The sequence below is a fragment of the Selenomonas sp. oral taxon 137 str. F0430 genome, assembly GCF_000183625.1.
Taxonomy (GTDB): Bacteria; Bacillota; Negativicutes; order Selenomonadales; family Selenomonadaceae; genus Centipeda; species Centipeda artemidis.
This window is the reverse complement of the sequence record NZ_AENV01000002.1, coordinates 73,267-93,470: the sequence shown is the minus strand read 5'-3', so window position 1 is coordinate 93,470 and position 20,204 is coordinate 73,267. Positions and strand designations below refer to the sequence as shown.

The window sequence follows — 20,204 nt, the reverse complement described above, 5'->3', positions numbered from 1 at the left end:
CTGACCGTGTAAGCCAGCAGAGCGACCATCCTAAGTTAAGCAGGAAATTCGCCGCATCACCGCTGCGTGTGCGGGGCGCAAGCACATTTCCGTGTATCTCAGACTTCATTGAGCACAGCCTTGCCGGATTTTTTGGCACGGCTTTCCTTCTTCACATGCAGCTTCTTCACAAAGTCCAGCCCATCTCCGGATTTGCGAACGGAGACTGTATCGCCTGCACCGAATTCACGCGAGAGCAGCCGCTCCGCAAGCGCATCCTCGATGTTTTTTTGAATGGCGCGGCGCAGCGGACGTGCACCGAACTTCACATCCGTCCCCTTCGCAATGAGCACTCGTTTCGCCGAGGGGCTGACCTCAAGTTGAATTTCCTGCTCTGCGAGACGATTTTTCACATCGCGCAGGAGTATATCCACAATCTTGGAGAGCTGCGGTTCCCCAAGCGCGTTAAAGACGATCATATCGTCGATGCGGTTGAGAAATTCCGGACGGAAGAGTTTCTTCACTTCCTCCATCACGCGCTGTTTTGCGCGTTCCTCGTCCGAGCCTGCCGTCTGCCCCATGGCAAAGCCGATCGTCCCGGTCGTCGAACGCAGATGACTTGCGCCCGCATTAGATGTCATGATGATGATGGTGTTTCGGAAATCGGTGACCGCCCCCTGCCCGTCCGTGAGACGCCCGTCCTCAAGAACCTGAAGCAGCATATGGAACACGTCGGGATGTGCTTTCTCTACCTCGTCAAAGAGAACGATCGAGAACGGCTTTTTCCGCACGGCATCCGTAAGCTGACCGCCCTCTTCATAGCCGACGTAGCCCGGAGGCGCGCCGACAAGACGTGCTGTCGTATGCTTTTCCATATATTCAGACATGTCGAAACGAATGATCGCATCCTCCGTGCCGAAGACACTCTCCGCGAGTGCGCGCGCCAGCTCCGTTTTGCCGACTCCCGTCGATCCGAGGAAGAGGAATGAACCGATAGGACGGCGCGGATCCTTGACCCCCGCACGCGCACGGCGCACCGCCTTGGAGACGGCATGAATCGCCTCGTCCTGACCGATGACACGCCGCCCGATCGTCTTTTCGAGGATGAGCAGACGATCTGACTCCTTTGCTGCAATGCGCTGCACCGGAATGCCCGTCCACTGTGCCACAACGCTCGCAATGTCGTCCTCCGTGACATGGATGAGCGTCCGCTGCTCGTCTCCGTGCCGCGCCGCGTCAAGCTGTGTGCGCAGCTCTTGTTCACGGTCGCGCAGGCGTGCCGCTTCCTCGTAGTTCTGTGCGCTGATGGCACGCTCCTTCTCCTTGACCAGACCCGCGAGTTCAGCGCGCAGACCGGAGAGCGCATCACTCATGCCGATATGCTGCATACGCACACGTGACGCCGCCTCGTCCATCAGGTCGATCGCCTTGTCCGGCAAATAACGATCTGTGATATATCGTTTTGCTAGACGCACTGCTGCACAGACAGCGCTATCCTCAATCTGCGCGTGGTGAAATTCCTCATATTTATCACGAAGCCCGAACAGGATCCGCTCCGCATCCTCCTCGCTCGGCTCTCCCACCGTAACCACTTGGAAACGCCGGGCAAGCGCGCTGTCCTTTGCAAAATGTTTTTTATACTCGCTCTGCGTCGTCGCACCGATGATCTGCATCTCGCTGCGGGCGAGTGCCGGCTTTAGAATATTCGCCGCGTCGAGTGATCCTTCCGCGCCGCCCGTACGTATGAGCGTATGAATCTCATCGATGAAGAGGATCAAATTCTTAGACTTGATGACATCATCCACAACATTCTTCAGCCGCTCCTCAAACTCGCCGCGATATTTTGTCCCCGCAACGAGTGCCGTCATAGAGAGCGAGACAATGCGCTTATTCTCCAGCAGGAACGGTACTTCGCCGTCCGCGATGCGCTGCGCGAGCCCCTCGGCAACGGCAGTTTTTCCAACCCCCGCCTCCCCCAAAAGGAGCGGATTGTTCTTCGTTCGCCGCGCGAGAATCTGAATGAGCCGGTCGATCTCCGTATCGCGCCCAATCACGGGATCAATACCTCCGCTGCGCGCAATTCCTACGAGATCACGTGCGTATTTTTTAAGGGACGCCGGCAGGGCGGACTTCTCCCCCTTTCCGGATTTTTTGCGTGCAGATTTACCCTTGGGCGTTTCCTCAACGCTGTTCATACGGTCAAAGACCTGACTCTGCAGCTCCTCAATATCGACGTCGAGCTCCTCGAGAACACGAACTGCCGTCCCTTCAGCCTCCGTCAGGAGGCTCAGCAGGATGTGCTCGGTCGTGACAAATGAGCGCTCCTCGCGCGCCGTATCGATCGCCCCCTGCATGACGCGCTGCGCACGGCGGGTATAGTAAGGCACCTCTTCGTTTGCGACGCGAACGTCCTGAAATACGTCCCCCGTGCGCAATACCTGCTCCACCCTGTCATAGTCCACACCGTGCGCAGTCAGCGCCTCCGCTGCAATTGTGTCGCGCATATGCAGAATGCCGAGCAGCAGCTGTCCTGTACCGATGTACCCCTTCCCGCGGCGCTGCGCGATGTACTGTGAAAACTCAACCGCCTTAATTGCCGTCTGCGTAAAGAACTGTCTGTAATTCAAGTCGTCCCCCTCCTATCCCCGGATGCGGTATGTATCAAGTATCTCGCGTACACGCGCGGCGCGCACGCTGTTTAATTCGTTTTGTGCCAAATTTTCATTCTCTGTCAAATTCTTGAGATACGCGTCGCGCGTGGCGACGAGAATCTCCGCGTAGCAGTCGGGGCTGACCCCCGTAATGATGCCGCGATCAATGCCGAACCGCACACGCGAGGCGAGATCGAACACCTCCTGCTCCGTTAAGGAACGTGCGTAGGCAAGGATTCCATAGGCACGCCACACAACGTCCTCTACGCCGTCCTTCCCAAAGTAGGAAAGTGCCTTGCGCGCACGCCGCTCATGCCCCGTAATCTCACTGACGGCGCTGCGGACATTTTCGATGATCTCAGACTCGGAGTAGCCGAGCGTGAGCTGGTTTGATATTTTATAGAGATGCGCCGCCTCACCGCCCCCCTCGAGCGGCTGCATGGCAAGCCCGAGCCGGAGCGATGTATTCACGATATTATCAATGTTGCGCGTATAGACAAGTCCCGGCAGATGCAGGAGCACCGAGGCGCGCAGCCCCGTGCCAAGATTCGTTGGATACGCCGTCAGGTAGCCCATCGTCTCATCAAAGGCAAGATCAATCTGCGCTTCGATGCAGTCGTCTACCTTTGATGCTGCCTCGAATGCCTGCGTGAGCCCGAGCCCCGGCGCCATCGTCTGAATCCGCAGGTGATCGTCCTCATTGACGAGAATGCTCACCATCATATCGTCACTGATATAGGCTGTACGGTAGGGCTGCGCCTCGGCAAATTTTTCACTGATGAGACGCTTCTCGATGAGCACCGCACGCTGCAGTGCAGTCAACCGGTCGATCTCCGCACGCGCAAAGACAAAGCCCGTATCGGCAGTCACAGAGGCGAGCGCCGTATCCACCGTCCCGTGAATCTTGGCGAGCTGCGCATGATCCGCACGATTTGGAAAAGGAAGCTGCACCAGGTTGCGCGCGAGACGCACACGGCTCGAGAGGACGACGTCGCCGTCCCGCCCGCCAACACCGAACCATGGGAGGCGCCCGCTGCGAAGCAGATCATCCAGCGCCATCCTCATCCCTCCTCCATCTGCTGTTCAAGATGACGGATACGGTCGCGGTACTCCGCAGCCTTTTCATACTCCTCGCGTGCAACAGCTTCCTTGAGTCGTATGCGAAGCTGCTCCGCCTCCTGCCGCAGAACGATAGCGCTGCCTGAACGATGCGGAATCTTGCCGCGGTGCACGCTCGACCCATGGATGCGGCGCAGGAGGGGCTGGAGTTCATGGTGGAACGTCTCATAGCAGACCGAGCACCCGATGCCCGCCTGTGAGAAGTCTTGGAACCGCATCCCACAGTTCGGGCAGGTCGTATGCACCGCATCGTCCGCCGTCTCACTCTCCTCGTCACCGCTGCCAAAGATGCCGCGCAGAAAATCATTCACCGACACATTCTGCTGCTGCGCACGGAGAATCGTCTCCCCGTAGCGCGCGGCACAGCTCATACAAATATTTTTTTCACTTCGACCGCCGGGGCCGATCTGCACGATGTGCACGATCGCCTCGCTGCGTCCGCATTCTTCACAAAGCATGGCGGTAATCCCTTTCCCCTAGCCCTTGTAAAGCGCCGCTCCTATTTACAATCATCGTATGCGGCGTCAAAAAGTTATAGGCATCTATGTAAAATTTTCCAGTGTCAGAAGCATCGTCTTCAGCATCTGCACGCGCTCGCCGGCGTCCAATGTCTTTGACCGGTACAGCCCTGTCACCGTCTGCATCATGAGCGCTGCCTCGCGTGTCTCCACCATGCCGTGCTGCGCGAGATAGCGCACCATCGACTGCATCGTGCTCATGTCCGTATGCACGTCAATTTTCGAGATCATATCCTCGTAAACGAGATCTTTGAGCGGCACCTGTACGATGCGGATGAATCCGCCGAGCCCGCGCCGCGACTCCACAACAAAACCTTTATCCTGCGTAAAACGCGTCGAGAGCACATAGCTGATCTGCGACGGCGCGCATGAAATTTCATCCGCAATATCCGTTCGCCTCAGCTCCACCTGCCCGTCCTGGCGTGCGGCAAGCTGCCGAAGGATATAGGATTCTATCATATCGGCAATATTGCTCATTGTATCACCTTCTCTGTAATCCTCTAAAATCCTTTGTCTATTATATTTGATTTTTTGACTTTTGGCAAGCAGAATATATGCACATCATATTTTCTCTATCTGAAAATAATTTAGTATATCGCCAATAAGCGTCCTTCAAAAGAAAAACCGCCCGGAGGCGCAGCGTTTACAAAATGTTTAGTACCGCCGCAGAAATTCTCTGCCAAAGACAGCAAGCGTATAGTAAAAACCGATGAGGAACGGGAGGTATTCGGCGATAAGGCGCCAGCAGACGGCAACGATGCCGACAGTGCCGGCGGGCACGGTGGCGGCAAAGAGGAGGACAAAGCCGCCCTCGGCGATGCCCGATCCGCCCGGTGTGGGACTGAAATACAGCAGCATGTTCAGGAAGATCATGCGCCCCATGACGGTGTACCAATCGACGTCTGTGACGCCGAGCCCGAGGAGGAGACACGGTACGATGGCGTAGATGCAGAGGAGGTTCAGCCCGGATTCGGCAAAGACAACGAGCATCGCGCGCGGTGCGCCCGTGAGCAGCGCGACAGCGCTCTTCGTATCGCGATAGAGCGCAAAGAGCTGACGCCGCCGTTTCGGACAAAGACGCCGCGCAATCAAAATAACGATGGAATCGAGATAGCCGCGCCGCACGCTGATGACAACGGCAACGATGCCAAGGAACGCCGCAAGCGTGACGCCCATGAGGACGTCGTTCGAGATGCCCGGAATGACGCCCTCATCATGCAGGAAGATGAACGGCATACAGAGCGCGAGGAAGAAGATCGAGAGCAGCGTCCGCACGATAGCGAGCACCGCCGCCTTGCCCGTCGGCACGCCTGCATGGCGCAGGAACATCACCTGTGCGACTGCACCGCCCGTCGCGCCCGGTGTGAGGAGCGCGAGAAAATAGTTGCCGAAGATGACCTGCACCGCCTGATAGAGCGTGATGCGCTCGTTGGAGATCTTGACGAGGTGCATGAGCCGGCTGCCGTCAAAGAACATGCCGAGCCCGACGGCACAGAGCGCGAGCAGCAGTGACCACGGTTGAAAACGCGTCAGATTTTGCAGCGTATTGATATCTACGGTCGTATAGATCACTGCGGCTGAGATGCCGACAACAAGCACAAAAAGAAGGAGGAAGCGGCGCGTGAATTTATTCATGGCTCACTCTCTCCTTCGGTCTCAGTCTCTCAAAAACTCTTCGTGCGCCGCAAACGCGTTGTGGCTGTGAATGGACTCCTCGTTCTCGCATTCCAGTGAAAAGTACGCCAGCCCCGGCAGGGCGCGCAGGGCGAGAATGGTGTCGCGCAGGATGTCCTCGACGAATTTCGGGTTCTCGTACGCGGCTTCCGTGACATATTTCTCATCCGCGCGCTTGAGCAGCGGATAGATGGGCGCGGAGCCCTGCCGCTCGAGCAGCGCCGCGAGCTCCTCGATGTAGATGCACGGTACTCCCTCGGCATAGCGCAGCCGCACGCGTGCCACGGAGCGCTGATTGTGCGCGCCGTAAGCGGAAATCTCCTTGCTGCACGGGCAGAGTGAGGTGAACGGCATCGCGAGCCCGAGCTCAAAACGCATCGGCATCCCGCGCCGTTTCCGCCCCGTAAAGGATGCCTCAACGTCGAGCAGCGAGACTTTCCCGCTGACGGGCGCAATCTTTTCGAGAAAATAGGTAAAGGCGAGCGATACCTCCGCCTCCTCGGCGTGGAGACGCTCGAGCGCCTCCGTGAGCATCGCCTCCATCTCCTCCTCCGCAAGCGGCTGCTCCCGCCACGGGAGGAGAATCTCGAGGAAACGGCTCATATGCGTCCCCTTGAACTCCATCGGCAGGGCGACGGTGAAGGTGATGCGCGCGAGTACCTGCTGATAGCCGCCCGCCTGTTTCTTGATGAGGAAGGGGAGCTTGACCTCCTTCACCCCGACGCGCTGAATGGCGATGCCGCGCGCGTCCTCGCGGCTCTGTACGTCGAGCATCAGCGCACCCCCGCCGCATAGGCAATGGGATCGCGCCGCCCCGCCTCCGCAAATCCGCGCAGGCGCAGGCGGCAGCTGTCGCAGACGCCACACGCTTCCGTGCCGCCGTTGTAGCAGCTCGTCGTCAGCTCATACGGCGCGCCGAGCCGCGTTCCCAGTGCGATAATCTCGCCCTTTGAGAGGTATTGGAGCGGCGTCTCGACCACGATGCGCTTTCCGCGCTCGGTCGCCGCGGCAGTTGCCATATCCGCCGCCGCTTGAAATTGCCGGATAAATTCCGGGCGGCAGTCCGGATAGCCGGAATAGTCGACGGAGTTGACGCCGATGTAGAGATGCGCCGCCCCTACGCGCTCGGCAAAGCCCAGCCCGTAGCTGAGAAAGATGAGGTTGCGCGCGGGCACATAGGTGAGGGGGATATCCGTACGGTCGGGATCGCCCTCGGGCACGTCGATGGAGCGGTCTGTCACGGCGGAGCCGCCGATCGCGTCCATATTTGTCTCGATGATCAGGTGCTCCGCCGCGTGAAAATGCGCGGCGATGCGCTTGGCACAGTCCACTTCGCGGTCGTACCGCTGCCCGTAGACGAAGCTGACGGGGTAGAGTTCGCATCCCGCCTCCTGCGCGACCGCCATACAGGTACAGCTGTCAAGCCCGCCGGAGAGCAGAATCACCGCCTTTTCCCGCATGGTATCCCCTCTTCCACTTCAAAAAATTATCCGCGCAGCGCGCGAATCGCCGCCGCAAGATCGGGCGCACCGTAGACGGCGGAGCCGGCAACGAGCACATTTGCGCCCGCCGAGCGCACGGACTCGCTCGTCTCTGCGTTGATGCCGCCGTCGACCGCGATGTCCACGTTCAGCTCGTTCTCCATGACCGTATGATAGAGCGCATGGATCTTGCCGACCATGTTCTCGATGAATTTCTGCCCGCCAAAGCCGGGGTTGACCGTCATGAGGAGCACCATGTCGAGATCGTCGATAAGCTCTTCGAGCGTGTAGATGGAAGTGCCGGGATTGAGCGCGACGCCCGCCCTGCACCCTGCCGCCTTGATCTGCTGAATGAGACGGTGCGGATGCCGGGTCGCCTCGACGTGGAACGTAATGTTGTCCGCGCCTGCGCGCGCAAATGAGTCGATATAGGTCTCGGGATGCTCGACCATGAGATGGACGTCGAATACGAGGTTTGAAACCTTGCGCAGACTCTCGACGACGCAGGAACCGATCGTGAGGTTCGGCACGAACGTCCCGTCCATCACGTCGATATGGAGGTAATCCGCACCCGCTTCCTCCACGCGGCGCACATCCGCGCCGAGATTGGCGAAATCCGCCGACAGGATGGAGGGCGCGATGATGATCGGGCGCTCGACATGGATATGCTCTTCTTCCTCACAGCCGCATGAGCATGCCTCGTCATGCTCATGGGCATGGTCATGCCCGCAGCCGCATTCGTGGTCGTGATGATGTTCGTGTTCGTTTGACATTTGATTCTCCTATTTTCTCTTGGTACGAATTTCATTGAGGAGCGCAGCATACGCCTCATAGCGTGCGCGCGAGACGGCGCCCGCCTCCACCGCCGCCTTGACGGCACAGTCCGGCTCGTGGCTGTGGCTGCACGGAGCGAACCGGCAGCACGTATGCCCCGCAAACTCCGGGAAACACGCGGTCAGCTCCGCGGGCGTGAGATCCGAAAGATCCTGCTGCGTAAAGCCCGGGGTATCGACGACGTAGCCGTCCGCGTACGGGATCAGCTCCGCGCGCCGTGTCGTATGACGACCGCGCCCGATCTTCTCGCTGACCGTTCCCGTCGCAAGGGAAAGCGAGGAATCGACAGCATTGAGGAGCGAGGACTTCCCCGTGCCGGAGGGGCCTGCAAAGACGGTGATCTCCCCTGCGAGGCAGTCCCGCAGCGCCGCAATCCCCTCCCCCGTCTGTGCCGAGGTGCAGAGGACGGGGTAGCCCGCCGCCGTGTAATCCGCCGCAAGCGTGCGGACATCTCCGCGATAGAGATCCGTCTTGTTGATGCAGAGGACGATTTTCCGAACGCCGGAGCGTTCCGCAAGGACGAGGAAACGGCTCACGACGAGCGGATGCGGATCGGGTGCGACGGCGGCAATCGTGACAACGATCTGTGTCAGATTCGCCACGCGCGGACGCGCGAGCAGATTCTGCCGCGCGTCGATGCGCTCGACGATGCCCTCCTCCTCATTCATACGGACGAAGGTCACGATGTCCCCGGGGACGATCCCTGTGTCGCTGCGCCCTTTCTTCATCTTGCCGCGCAGCTTGCACGCGACGACGCCGTCCTCAGCTGCTGCGTAGAGCACGCTGTTGTATACCTTCAGAACACGCCCCTGCTCCAACATAGTCCCCCGTTTCTACTCGGTTTTTTCCGCTTGGATGCGGCGTGCCGACGGCGGCTTCTCGCTGCTCTTGCTATTATTATTCTTCGTGTCCTTGCCCTTCGCGGGCGCAGACTTGCTGCCCTCGGAGACGGTCAGACGGACGGCAGTTCCCTCGTCGACCTCCGTCCCCGCCGCGGGAGACTGCGCGGTGACGGTTCCCGCCGCTTGGCTGTTCTCCTCCTGCGCGACGGTGCCGACCTTCAGATTGCTCTCTTCGATCATACTGCGCGCGCGGTCAATGGGAACCCCCTTGACATTCGGGACATTGGTCTTTTTCACCTTCTGCCCCTTGCTGACCGTAATGTCAACCGTCTGCCCTTTGCTGATGCGTGCGCCGCTGCGCGGATCCTGTGAGATGACCGTGCCGACCTCCTCGTCGGAGAACGTCTCGTAGGACGAGCCGAGCCGCAGCCCCATCTTTTGCAGGCGATCAATGGCGTCTGTCTGCTTCAACCCGCGCAGGTTCGGCATCTCAAGTGCCTCGCCGCCCTTGCTGACGTAGATGGTGATCGCGCGCTCTTCCTTAACCGTCATGCCCGCCTCGGGCGACTGCGAGACGACGACGCCGACCGGCACATCCGCGTCGAAGGTCTCGGCGACGGTCACGCGCAGATGCTGATCCTCCAGTATCTGACGCGCGAGCGTCATCTGTTTGCCCGTCACGTCGGGAACCGTGACCTCGACCGTGCTCCAGAACTTTCCAAAGCTGAGGAAAATCCCTGTAAAAAAGCCCAAAATGAGCACGAGTACCAGCCCGAAAATGAATTTCCTCGTGCGGAAGAATGAGCGTTTTTCCACCGCATCCGGAGACTCCTCCCCTTCTTCGGCAAATGCGGAGATCTCCTGTGCCTCGCCCGGCGTGAGCACGCGGGTGGCATCGGGATCAAACGCGGGGACACCCGCCATTTCACCGACTGAGACACAAAGCTGCTCCGCCCGCCGGATGTCGCGGACGAGCTGTGCGCTGTCCGGGCGCTGCGCGGGGTCTTTTGCCATCATGCGCATGACAAGCGCGTCGACCACCGGAGGAATCCCCGGGAGGATAGCGTGCAGGGGCTGTGGCTCTTCGTCGAGGTGCCGGCGCGCGATACTCACCGCGGTATTGCCGTCAAACGGCACATGCCCGGTCAGCATCTCATAGAGCACAATGCCGAGCGAATAGACGTCGGACTTCGGCGTAATGGTCGTGCCGCTCGCCTGCTCGGGCGAGAAATAATGCACCGACCCCATCACGCTGTCGTTATAGGTCATAGTGGATTCGGTCACCGCGCGTGCGATGCCGAAATCGGCGACCTTCACCGTGCCGTCCGGCATGACGAGGATGTTGTGCGGCTTGATGTCGCAGTGCACGAGCTGATCCGCATGTGCCTGTGCAAGCGCGCTCGCAATCTGCCCCGCGATGCGCAGTGCTTCGGGTACAGGCAGCGCCGCTTCCTCCTTGATGCGCTCTTTGAGCGTGCGCCCTGGAACATACTCCATCACGATGTAATGCCGCCCCTCGGCGACGCCGACATCGTAGACGTTGACGATGTTCGGGTGCGTGATGCGTGCCGCCGCCTTTGCCTCACGCTGAAAACGCGCGATGAACTCCGTATCGTTTTCATATTGCCGATGAAGAATCTTAACGGCGACGGTGCGCTCCAAAAGCTGATCCTTTGCCCGGTAAACATCCGCCATACCGCCGCTGCCGATCGGCATCTCCAGCGCATAGCGACCGTCCAGGACGCGCTCACCCATAATCGTTCCTCCTCAATCTCCGGTGTTCTATTGGTAAAAGGGATTATCCTTCAAAATACGCTCCGATGAGCCGATGCGCGATCCTTGCGGCGGCTGCGCCGCCAAAGCCGCCCTCTTCCACGAGAATTGCCATGACGATCTTTTTCCCCCCGCGCTCCGCCGAACCGATGAACCACGCATGATCCGTTCCGGTCGCATTCTCCGCCGTCCCGGTCTTGCCCGTGACGCGCACGCCCGCAACGTCCGCCGCCGTCCCCGTGCCCGCCGCAACGACTTGTGCCATATAGCTGTCAATGAGCGCCGCGCGCGCGGGTGTCGTCGCCGTCCTCCACACGGACGGGGCGCCCCGGTAGAGCGCCGTCCCGTCCGCCGAGAGCACGGCGTCTACGAGATAGGGCTGCATGATCTCGCCGCCGTTTGCAAAGGCGTCCGCGAGAAGTACCATCTGCAGCGGCGTCATGAGGATCTGCCCCTGCCCGATGCCGAGCTGCGCGATCTCCCCGTCGGGGAGCTGCGGCAGCTCCGGTACATGCGCCGCCGCCGGCATCAGTTCAGGACTCGTTAGTTCTTCCCCGACGCCGAACCGGGAGAATGCCTTTGAAAGTCCGCTCGCCCCGAGGCGGAGTGCCAGTGTCGCGAACGTCACGTTGCAGGACTCGCGCAGCGCGTCCGCAAGGTTTAGCTTTCCATGAGCCTCTCCGTGACTCTCATGGAGCACATAGTCCCCCACGGCAAGCTCGCCCGTGCAGGTGAATACCTCATCCTCCGAGGTCACGCCCGCATTCAGCGCCGCATCCGCGATGAGAGGCTTGAGCGTCGAGCCGGGCGGGTACAGTCCCTGCGTCACGCGGTTCAGCAGAGGGCTGTCCGCACGCGCGGTGAGGGCATCCCAGTCCCGTGCAACGGCAGCGGGATCGACGGCAGGTGTACTCACCATTGCGAGCACAGCGCCGGTCGCGGCATCCATCACAACGACCGCGCCGCGATGCGCACCGAGCGCACGCCATGCCGTCTCCGAGAGTGCGGCATCCACCGTCAGCCGCACATCATAGCCCGCATCCGCACGCAGGAGTGTGCGCAGAGGTCCCATGCGATCCATATCGCCGGTCACGCCCGAGAGCGCCCTCCCCTCCACACGCTCCATCCCCGCCGCGCCGTACCGCTCCGTACGGTAGCCCGTCACGGGCGCGAGTGCCGCACCGTAGGGATAGCGCCGCTGCCCCTCTGCATCGCTCTCGGCGAGGATACTGCCGGCGCGGTCAAGGATGCGCCCGCGCCGCACGTCGTTTTCGGCGAGTGCCGCCCGCGCGTTGAGCGGATGCGCGGCGAGCTCCGCAGCGTCCCATACGCTCAGTTTGACGAGGTAGAGGAGCTGCACACCGACGAGCCCGAGCAAAAAGAGCACAACGACGGCGATATGCTTTCGAATCCGCGCCTCAGCCATCCGTCCTCGCCTCCTGCTTTTCGCCCGAGAGCGCCGTTAAGATGCCGATGAGGATGAAGCTCGCCGACATCGAGCTGCCGCCGTAGCTGATGAACGGCAGCGTAATGCCCGTGAGCGGCAGGAGCTTCGTCACGCCCGCCGTGATGATGAACGCCTGCAGGAGGAGACTCACGGCACAGCCCGCCGCGAGCAGCGACTCCTGCGGACGCGCAAGCCCCATCGCAATGCGGCTCCCGCGCCAAAAGAGGAGTGCAAAGTTGACGAGTACGAACACCGCGCCGACGAGTCCGAGTTCCTCGGCAATCGCCGCAAATACGAAGTCCGTATGCACCTCCGGAATGAGGTTCGGATGCCCCTCGGCAAAGCCCGTTCCCCAAACGCCGCCCGTGCCGACGGCAAAGAGCGACTGCACGACCTGATACGACATGCCGTTCGGGTCTGCCCACGGATGCAGCCAGATGTCAAAGCGCACGCGCACATGTCCGAAACACGCATAGCTGAGCGTCGCCGCGAGCAAGATGAAGAGTCCCGCGAGCAGTACATAGGACTTGCGCCCCGTCCCCATATAGGTCATAATGACCGCCATCCCAAAGAAGAGCAGCGCGGAGCCGAGATCGCGCGCGATGACGAACATCAGCACGGAGAGCCCCCAAAGCGCAGCGAGGGGCGCGATAAAGCGCACGGGCGGCAGCCGGAGAAAGAACACGCGCCGCGCGGGCAGCGTCAGCACCGCAAGATGATCCGCGAGATATGCCGCAAGGAAGAAAATCAAGAGAATCTTCCCAAACTCCGACGGCTGCACGGAAAACGCGCCAAACGTCAGCCAGTTCCGATTGCCGCCGATGCTGACGCCGAAGAGCAGCGGCAAAATCAGCACGCCGGTCGTTAAAAGCCCGAGCACATAGGGATAGTCTAAGAGGCGGCGCCAATGCTTCCACGCAATTACCGTCGCGCCCCAGAGGAAAATGCCGACCGACGCCCAGCGCAGCTGTGCGATAAAGAGCTCCGGACGCAGGCGCGCGATCTCCGAGAGCCCTACGGCGAGCAGGACATACGCGATGCTGAGCGGTACCGGATCGAGATGCAGCCGTGCGGCGAGTGCGTACGACGCCGCGCCGAATGCGAAGAGGAGCGCGAGCCACGGCAGATAGGGCAGATCCCGTGCAGTGTCAAACGACCAATCGGGCACGCCCGCCCCTGCCTTTAGGAGCAGGATGCCGAGCGCAGACAGCAGGATGCCGAGCGGGGCAAGCCGTATTGCCGCGCTCATGACGGCTCATAGGAGAGCGCAATCGCCGTGATATTATCGCGCCCTCCCGCGGCAACGGCACGCTGCACCATACGCTGCGCGGCGTCCGCGATGCCGCCGGTGAGGATCGCCTGCAGCTCCTCGTCCTCCACCATATTCGTCAGCCCGTCCGTGGCGAGGAGGAATCGATCGCCCGCCGCCAACGGAAAAGCGTCGCCGTCCACTGCGATCTCAGAATCCACGCCGACGGCGCGCATGAGCAGATTTTTCCGCGGATGATGCTGTGCTTCGTCCTCGCTGATTTTGCCCTGCGCAACGAGTTCTTCCACATAGGAATGATCCCGCGACACCTGCCGCAACAGCCCCCTGCGCAGGAGGTAGAGACGACTGTCGCCGACGTGGGCATAGTACGCCATCCCCGCCCCCTCGTCGATGCGGAGCACCGTCGCGGTCGATCCCATCCCCTCATAGGCGGGATTTTCCCCCGCGGCACGGTGCACGCGCGCGTTCGCCTCCTGCACGGCGGCGACGAGCGCCGCCGCATCCCCTGCGCCGCAGTGCGCTAATTCCTCTACCGCCGCGACCACCATGCGGCTCGCCACCTCGCCCGCCGCGTGTCCGCCGAGACCGTCCGCCACGACGTATATGCCGTCAAAGACGCCGAAGCTGTCCTCGTTCGATGTTCGTACGCATCCGATGTCCGATGCGCCGGAAACCTCTATCATACCGTTACCTCTCAAACCGCAGAGAGACCGCCCCGATGCGGAGCACATCGCCCGCGTGCAGGTACGTCCGCCCCGTCAGTATGCCGTCGTTTAGATATGTGTGGTTGCGGCTGCCAAGATCCTCCGCCGCATATTGATTTTCCCGCCGATAGATCAGCACATGATGATGGGAGACAAATTGATCGGGGATCACGATGTCGTTGTCCGCGCTCCGCCCGATCGAGAGCTCCCGCCCGATGGGAAAGCTGCGCCCCGCAAGCCCCTCGCCCGAGAGTACGTGCAGTACCGCCGCCGCATGTGCAGCGCTCGCCCCCGCAGCGCACTCCTTTTCCGCCGCACGCAGGTCGGCGCGCGTGACGGCAAACATCCTGCGCGCGAGCCGGACGGTAAAACAGCCGAGCCAAAAGAGCATCCCGTATTCGAGCACGGCGCGCAGTCCCTTGAGCAGTACTGCCGTCTCCATCGTCAAAGCGCCTCGTACCGCAGCGTCGTCGCGCCGATCCGCACCTCGTCGCCGTCGCACAGGCGGTGCGCCGTGATGCGCATGCCGTTGACGAACGTGCCGTTGCGGCTCTTGGCGTCGCAGATCGTATGCCGGTGATGCTCGTAGGCGATCCACGCATGCATCCGGGATACATTCGTATCCGTCAGGATAAATTCGTTGCGCTCCATGCGCCCCATGTAGATTTTACGCTCGCTCAGCATTGAGGACGCCCCCGCATCGGGACCCGCCGTCACGGAGAGCGCGGCGAGGTCGTGTTCGGGCGGGAGGTTCAGGCAGCGCACCTCCGAGAGCGACGGACGCTCGAGGACGATGGTCTGCGCCTCCTCATCATAGGACGCTGCGCTGTCCCCCGCCGGAACATACTCCTGCTGTACGCGCGCGTCGAGCCGGTACGTGCCCGCGCGCAGCTCTTCGTCCAGTCCGAAACAGATGCTCAGTTTCCCGTCCATCGAGAGATCCGCATGAATGATATGTTTCTTGAGCGCGATGCCGAGCTCGTCGGCGATGCGGTGCGAGCACAGCCGCCGGTAATCCTCCGTCCCAAGCGTGAACACATACGCGTTGGGGAGCGGCGCGCCCCGGCGGCGCACCTCTTTCTCGAGCCCTTTGAGAAGCTCAACCGGCTCGAGTCGGCTGCTGAATTTACGGTTGAAGAATCCCTCGATGTGATCCCCCAAAAAAGATTCTACGCGTTCGATCATTGCGCAGTGTTCTCCTGTAAAACGAAATGCCTAATAAGTCTTTATCTTCGTTATCATACCATAAAACGCGGAAAATTTACAGTCCCGCTTCTAAAAGACGGTTGCGGAGCTGTCCGCACGCCGCCCGGATGTCCGTCCCCATTTCGCGCCGCAGCGTCGCCGTGATGTGCCGCTCCTCCAAGACGCGTTGGAATCTGCGGATCGCGTTGCTGCTCGGGCGATGGAGACTGCGCTCGGCGACGGGATTGATCGGGATGAGATTGACGCTCGCGAGCCGGTCGCGCAGGAGCGCGGCAAGCTGCTCCGCCTCACGCACGCCGTCGTTCACATCGCGGATCAGGATGTACTCGTAGGTGACGCGCCGCTTCGTCCGCGCCGCATAATGCCGGGCGGCGCGCAGGACGTCAGCGAGCGGATATCTGCGGTTGACGGGCATGATGCGCGAGCGCAGCTCGTCCGTCGGCGCGTGCAGGGAGATCGCGAGCGAAATGGGGATGCCCTCGTCCGCGAGTCGCTCGATGCCCGGCACGATGCCCGAGGTCGAGAGCGTCATGCCCCGATAGCCGAGCCCCAGAACATAGTCCTCATGCAGCAGGCGCAGTGCGCCGACAACGTTGTCGTAGTTTTCGAGCGGCTCGCCCGAGCCCATGACGACGATGGTATCGACGCGCGCCCCCTCTTGCCGGAGAAAATCAGCGATGCCGATCGCCTGCGCCGCGATCTCCCCGCGCGTCAGATTGCGCACGAGCCCGTGCAGTGTCGAGGCGCAGAACGCGCAGCCCATCGCGCAGCCCGCCTGCGTGGAGATGCAGACCGAGTTCCCGTACGGATGCCGCATGAGCACCGTCTCCGCCGTCTGCCCGTCGGCGAACGCATAGAGGAGCTTGATCGTCGCGCCGTCCGCAGAGTGCAGGCGGTTCACGACCGTCGGGCGCTCGATGGTAAAGTTTTCCGCAAGCTGCGCGCGCAGCGATTTCGGCAAGCTCGTTATCGCATCAAAAGAAACCGCCCCGCGCCGATAGATCCCCTCTGCGATCTGCGCGGCACGGAAGCGGGGTATGCCGAACGGCGCGAGCGCGGCGCGCAGCTCCTCCACCGTCATTCCAAAGATGTTCATAGCCGTTTCATACGGGCGATGAAGAACCCGTCCCCTCCGTCCTCCGTCGGGAAAATTTGCACCATGGCGTCCTCGGTCTGCTGCACTGGGAGGAACGCGCCCGCCCTTTCAAGAACAAATTCCGGATGCAGTTCCAAAAAACGCTGCACGACGCCCTCGTTCTCCGCCGTCTCCATCGTGCAGGTGCTGTAGACGAGCGCTCCACCCGGCCTTACCGCCGCCGCGGCGCCCGCTAGAATCTCCTGCTGGAGTTTCGGCAGGGCGCCGAGCTCCTCGGGCTTTCTCCGCCAGCGCGCGTCCGGCTTGCGCCGCAGTACGCCGAATCCGCTGCACGGCGCGTCGATGAGCACGCGATCCGCCGTCCCCGCACAGCGCGCGCCGATCTCCCGCGCGTCGAGCATCCATGTCTCGATGATGTCGATGCCGAGCCGCCGCGCATTGTTCTCGATGCGCGCGATCTTGCCCTCGTAGACGTCAAAGGCATAGATTTTGCCGCGATTCTCCATGCGCTGTGCGATGTGCGTCGTCTTGCCGCCGGGCGCGGCGCAGGCGTCGATCACAGTCATGCCGGGCGCGGCGCCGAGCACATGCGCGACGAGCATCGAGCTCTCGTCCTGCACCTGACAAAGCCCCTCGCGCAGCGGCGCAAGCGCGTCGAGCGTCCCGTGCGACGTCACCACGATGCCGTCGGGCACGGTCGCCGACGGGCGTGCCTGCGCCCCCGCCGCCGCGAGTTTTTCGAGCAGCCCCTCACGGTCGATGCGCAGCGTGTTCACGCGCAGAGAGAGCGGCGCGCGCTCGTTGTTGCAGCGGCAAAGCTCCTCCGCACGGTCATAGCCGTAGAGACTCACCCACCGGTTCACCATCCAAAACGGATGCTGCGCGCGCAGTGCGAGCAGGCGTGCACTGCGCCCCGCCGGGATCGCCGCGCGCTCCGGTTCTCTGACCGCTGTGCGCAGCACCGCATTGACAAACGAATCCGCCCCCCTCTTGCCGTGTTTTTTCGCGAGTTCCACGGCGGTGTTGCAGGCGGCGGATGCGGGTACTTTATCCATGAAGAAGATCTGATAGATTCCGAGTCGCAGGAGCTCGCGAATCTGCGGCTTGATGCGGGCTTTTCCGTCTCTCAGATACTTGGCAAGTATATAATCGAGCGTGTCCCCCGCTTTGACCGTGCCGTAGACGAGTTCCGTCAAAAACCGGCGGTCACGGTCGGGGAGCTTCGCCGCACGCATCGCACGGACGAGCGCGACGTTCGCGTACGCGCCGTCCACATGCACCTCCGTGAGCACCTGCATCGCGAGCTCCCGGACGGGATCGATTTTATCTGCGGCATAGCGGTTTTCTGTCATTCAGCCTTCCCCTTTATTTCTCCTTGACCGGCTCGATGATCTGCTCAAGCTGCGCGCGCACCTCCGCCATGTCGACGCTCGTATTGTAGCACGGTCCGTTCGGGCGGATGTTGAGCACGCCGACGGCGGGCAGCGGGTAGACGTCCTGAATCCCGCTCATGAGGTCGCGTTCACACGCGATGGCAAGCACCGCCTTCGGGCGCGTATTGTAGACCATCTGCCGCGCAAGCGTGCCGCCCGTCGCGATGAAGAAATGGAATCCCATCTCCTCCGCGAGCGCGACGAGATCGCCAACGTTGCAGCCGCCGCATCGCTTGCAGTTGTTCGGATCGCGCGTCACCTTGTGCGGGCAGCTCGCGAGCTGTAAACAGTGCGGCGTCACGACGAGCAGGCGGTTCGCGGGGACACGGATATGCATCCGGTGAAACAGCAGGTTGCTCACCGCGATGAACGACCCCTCCAAACGCCGCCGCTTGATGCCAAAGACGGCGCCGAGCCGCACGGCGGCGGGGAAAAGGAGGTTGATCAGCTCGTACGTCTGCCGCTTCATCCACGGCACATAAGGCAGTCCCGCGATCGCGAGCACCATGTTAAAGATCCCGAAAAACGAAATCAGCACGGCGATCGAAAGAAGCGCCCCGAGTCCCCACGGCAGCATCGGCTGAATCCGTGCGAGTCCCGGCACGCCGATGTACCATATGGCAAAGAGGAGCGCCGCCGTGAGCAGCGTCACGAGCGAGAGCATCCCGATGAAAAGCCTTTTTTTCGGACGGGACGGCAGCACGATCGTCTTTTTCACCCCGCGCGCCGCGCCGTTGACCGTTAATACCTGTTCACTCATATTCAAACCTTGTATTTATCTCAAAGCGATGCCCGCGCAGATACGCCGCCGCTTCTATCATCTTCTTTCCCGGCGCTTGCATCTCCGTCACCGCAACGTCCTCGTCCCCCGCCGCAACGATCAGTCCGCCCTTTGGATCGGCGGACACAATCGTGCCCGGAACGGCGGATGCGGGGCGTCCCGTCCCGTGGAGACGCCCGATCTTATAGACCGCGCCCGCGTGTGAGGTCACGGCATAGGGCACGGGATTCAGCCCGCGCACGAGCGCATCCAGCTGACGCGCGGGACGCGACCAGTCGATCTGCGCCGTCTCACGCGTGATGCGCGGCGCGTAGCAGCTCTCACCTGTCTGCGGCGTGCGAACGAGCCTGCCAGCGGCAAGCTGCTCCATCGTCTCGACGATGAGCGCGGCGCCCATTTCCATCAGTGCGTCATGGAGCGTCCCGTACGTCGTATCCGGCGTAATGGGAACCGCGCGGCGCAGGAGCATGTCGCCCGTGTCGAGCCCTGCGTCCATCTGCATCGTCGTGATACCGGAGACCGCATCGCCCGCCATCACTGCGTGTTGAATCGGCGCCGCCCCGCGCCAGCGCGGCAGGAGCGACGCGTGGACGTTGATGCAGCCGTGCGCGGGAATATCTAAGAGTTCCTGCGGGAGAATCTGACCGAATGCCGCGACGACGGCGACGTCGGGACGCAGGGCGCGCATCTCCTCGATGAACACCGCGTCGCGGGCGCGTACAGGTTGAAGTACGGGAATCCGGTTCTCGAGCGCCCACGCCTTGACGGGGGACGCAAGCACCTTTTTCCCGCGCCCGCGCGGACGGTCGGGCTGCGTCACGACGGCAACAACCTCTGTGAGATCGGGACGTGCGGCGAGCGCCGCCGCGATCGGCACGGCAAAATCCGGCGTTCCCATAAAGACGACGCGCATCGCACTCACCCCTTCTCTTCCTCTTTGTGCAGATTCACGGCGATGTCGATGAAGAGCCTGCCGTCGAGATGATCGCACTCGTGCTGAATACAGCGCGCGAGCAGTCCCTCGGCGGTCAGCGACCGCCGGCGGCTGCGCCGATCGGTGTACTCCACCGTCACGCGCGCCGCGCGCTCCACATCGCCGAACATCTTCGGCACGGAGAGACACCCCTCCGAGCCGACGACCGTGCCCTCACGCATCGTGATGACGGGGTTGATCAGCTCAAGCAGACCGTGCTCATCCTCCACATCGATCACCACCATGCGGATGGATTTGCCGATCTGCGGCGCGGCGAGACCAACCCCGTTTGCGGAGTACATCGTCTCCGCCATATCGTCGAGGAGCTGCCGGTGCCGCTTCGTCAGACGGTCGATCGGCTCCGCCACCTGCTTTAACACGGGATCTCCCGCTTTTTTAATCTCTAAAACAGCCATATATTTT

At 61.7% G+C, this 20,204-nt stretch carries 20 protein-coding genes; all 20 read right to left on the bottom strand.

The annotated features are described in order from the left end of the window. Positions 1-98 precede the first annotated feature (98 nt). Entirely contained in the window at positions 99-2,606 is a 2,508-nt protein-coding gene (locus tag HMPREF9162_RS00705; RefSeq protein ID WP_009438001.1) for an ATP-dependent Clp protease ATP-binding subunit, read from the bottom strand. A gap of 12 nt (positions 2,607-2,618) precedes the next feature. Continuing rightward, positions 2,619-3,689: an ATP--guanido phosphotransferase gene (locus HMPREF9162_RS00700; protein ID WP_009438147.1), complete on the bottom strand. Its 1,071-nt coding sequence runs from the start codon at positions 3,687-3,689 to the stop codon at positions 2,619-2,621. A 2-nt stretch (positions 3,690-3,691) separates the two neighbouring features. After that, complete coding sequence (locus HMPREF9162_RS00695) at positions 3,692-4,207, bottom strand: UvrB/UvrC motif-containing protein (RefSeq protein ID WP_009438033.1); 516 nt, start codon at positions 4,205-4,207, stop codon at positions 3,692-3,694. A gap of 84 nt (positions 4,208-4,291) precedes the next feature. Next, positions 4,292-4,744 carry a CtsR family transcriptional regulator gene (locus HMPREF9162_RS00690; RefSeq protein WP_009438051.1) on the bottom strand — a complete coding sequence of 151 codons (453 nt, stop codon included), beginning with the start codon at positions 4,742-4,744 and terminating at the stop codon, positions 4,292-4,294. Between the two features lie 177 nt (positions 4,745-4,921). Continuing rightward, positions 4,922-5,902: a lysylphosphatidylglycerol synthase transmembrane domain-containing protein gene (locus HMPREF9162_RS00685; protein WP_009438118.1), complete on the bottom strand. Its 981-nt coding sequence runs from the start codon at positions 5,900-5,902 to the stop codon at positions 4,922-4,924. Positions 5,903-5,923: 21 nt separating this feature from the next. After that, entirely contained in the window at positions 5,924-6,715 is a 792-nt protein-coding gene (gene folE2 / locus HMPREF9162_RS00680; protein ID WP_009438059.1) for a GTP cyclohydrolase FolE2, read from the bottom strand. Then, the gene (queC, locus tag HMPREF9162_RS00675; RefSeq protein ID WP_009438144.1) at positions 6,715-7,401 is read right to left on the bottom strand and encodes a 7-cyano-7-deazaguanine synthase QueC; all 687 of its coding nucleotides are present in this window, start codon (positions 7,399-7,401) and stop codon (positions 6,715-6,717) included. The genes folE2 and queC overlap by 1 nt, the downstream gene beginning before the upstream one ends. Before the next feature lie 26 nt (positions 7,402-7,427). Beyond that, positions 7,428-8,195: a ribulose-phosphate 3-epimerase gene (rpe, locus tag HMPREF9162_RS00670; RefSeq protein ID WP_009438073.1), complete on the bottom strand. Its 768-nt coding sequence runs from the start codon at positions 8,193-8,195 to the stop codon at positions 7,428-7,430. Positions 8,196-8,204: 9 nt separating this feature from the next. Beyond that, the gene (gene rsgA, locus HMPREF9162_RS00665; RefSeq protein ID WP_009350006.1) at positions 8,205-9,077 is read right to left on the bottom strand and encodes a ribosome small subunit-dependent GTPase A; all 873 of its coding nucleotides are present in this window, start codon (positions 9,075-9,077) and stop codon (positions 8,205-8,207) included. A 12-nt stretch (positions 9,078-9,089) separates the two neighbouring features. After that, positions 9,090-10,853, bottom strand: coding sequence for a Stk1 family PASTA domain-containing Ser/Thr kinase (gene pknB / locus HMPREF9162_RS00660; RefSeq protein WP_009438064.1), 1,764 nt, complete (start codon positions 10,851-10,853; stop codon positions 9,090-9,092). 43 nt (positions 10,854-10,896) lie between these two features. Continuing rightward, on the bottom strand, positions 10,897-12,297 hold the full coding sequence (locus tag HMPREF9162_RS00655) for a penicillin-binding protein 2 (RefSeq protein WP_009438082.1): 1,401 nt from the start codon (positions 12,295-12,297) through the stop codon (positions 10,897-10,899). Continuing rightward, positions 12,290-13,567: an FtsW/RodA/SpoVE family cell cycle protein gene (locus HMPREF9162_RS00650; RefSeq protein ID WP_009438010.1), complete on the bottom strand. Its 1,278-nt coding sequence runs from the start codon at positions 13,565-13,567 to the stop codon at positions 12,290-12,292. Before HMPREF9162_RS00650 ends, HMPREF9162_RS00655 begins: the two co-directional genes overlap by 8 nt. Next, entirely contained in the window at positions 13,564-14,271 is a 708-nt protein-coding gene (locus HMPREF9162_RS00645) for a Stp1/IreP family PP2C-type Ser/Thr phosphatase (protein ID WP_009438097.1), read from the bottom strand. Before HMPREF9162_RS00645 ends, HMPREF9162_RS00650 begins: the two co-directional genes overlap by 4 nt. Positions 14,272-14,275: 4 nt before the next feature. After that, on the bottom strand, positions 14,276-14,734 hold the full coding sequence (locus tag HMPREF9162_RS00640) for an FHA domain-containing protein (protein WP_009438007.1): 459 nt from the start codon (positions 14,732-14,734) through the stop codon (positions 14,276-14,278). Positions 14,735-14,736: 2 nt separating this feature from the next. Continuing rightward, complete coding sequence (locus tag HMPREF9162_RS00635) at positions 14,737-15,477, bottom strand: DUF3662 and FHA domain-containing protein (RefSeq protein WP_009438080.1); 741 nt, start codon at positions 15,475-15,477, stop codon at positions 14,737-14,739. Between the two features lie 76 nt (positions 15,478-15,553). Next, positions 15,554-16,594 carry a 23S rRNA (adenine(2503)-C(2))-methyltransferase RlmN gene (gene rlmN / locus HMPREF9162_RS00630; RefSeq protein WP_009438137.1) on the bottom strand — a complete coding sequence of 347 codons (1,041 nt, stop codon included), beginning with the start codon at positions 16,592-16,594 and terminating at the stop codon, positions 15,554-15,556. After that, positions 16,591-17,946 (bottom strand): 16S rRNA (cytosine(967)-C(5))-methyltransferase RsmB, encoded by a 1,356-nt coding sequence (gene rsmB / locus HMPREF9162_RS00625; protein ID WP_009438087.1) that lies wholly within the window; start codon positions 17,944-17,946, stop codon positions 16,591-16,593. The genes rlmN and rsmB overlap by 4 nt, the downstream gene beginning before the upstream one ends. 13 nt (positions 17,947-17,959) lie before the next feature. Next, the gene (locus tag HMPREF9162_RS00620) at positions 17,960-18,787 is read right to left on the bottom strand and encodes a DUF116 domain-containing protein (RefSeq protein WP_009658108.1); all 828 of its coding nucleotides are present in this window, start codon (positions 18,785-18,787) and stop codon (positions 17,960-17,962) included. Continuing rightward, the gene (fmt, locus tag HMPREF9162_RS00615) at positions 18,780-19,721 is read right to left on the bottom strand and encodes a methionyl-tRNA formyltransferase (protein WP_037350015.1); all 942 of its coding nucleotides are present in this window, start codon (positions 19,719-19,721) and stop codon (positions 18,780-18,782) included. Before fmt ends, HMPREF9162_RS00620 begins: the two co-directional genes overlap by 8 nt. A gap of 5 nt (positions 19,722-19,726) precedes the next feature. After that, positions 19,727-20,197 carry a peptide deformylase gene (def, locus tag HMPREF9162_RS00610; RefSeq protein WP_009438062.1) on the bottom strand — a complete coding sequence of 157 codons (471 nt, stop codon included), beginning with the start codon at positions 20,195-20,197 and terminating at the stop codon, positions 19,727-19,729. Positions 20,198-20,204 lie beyond the last annotated feature (7 nt).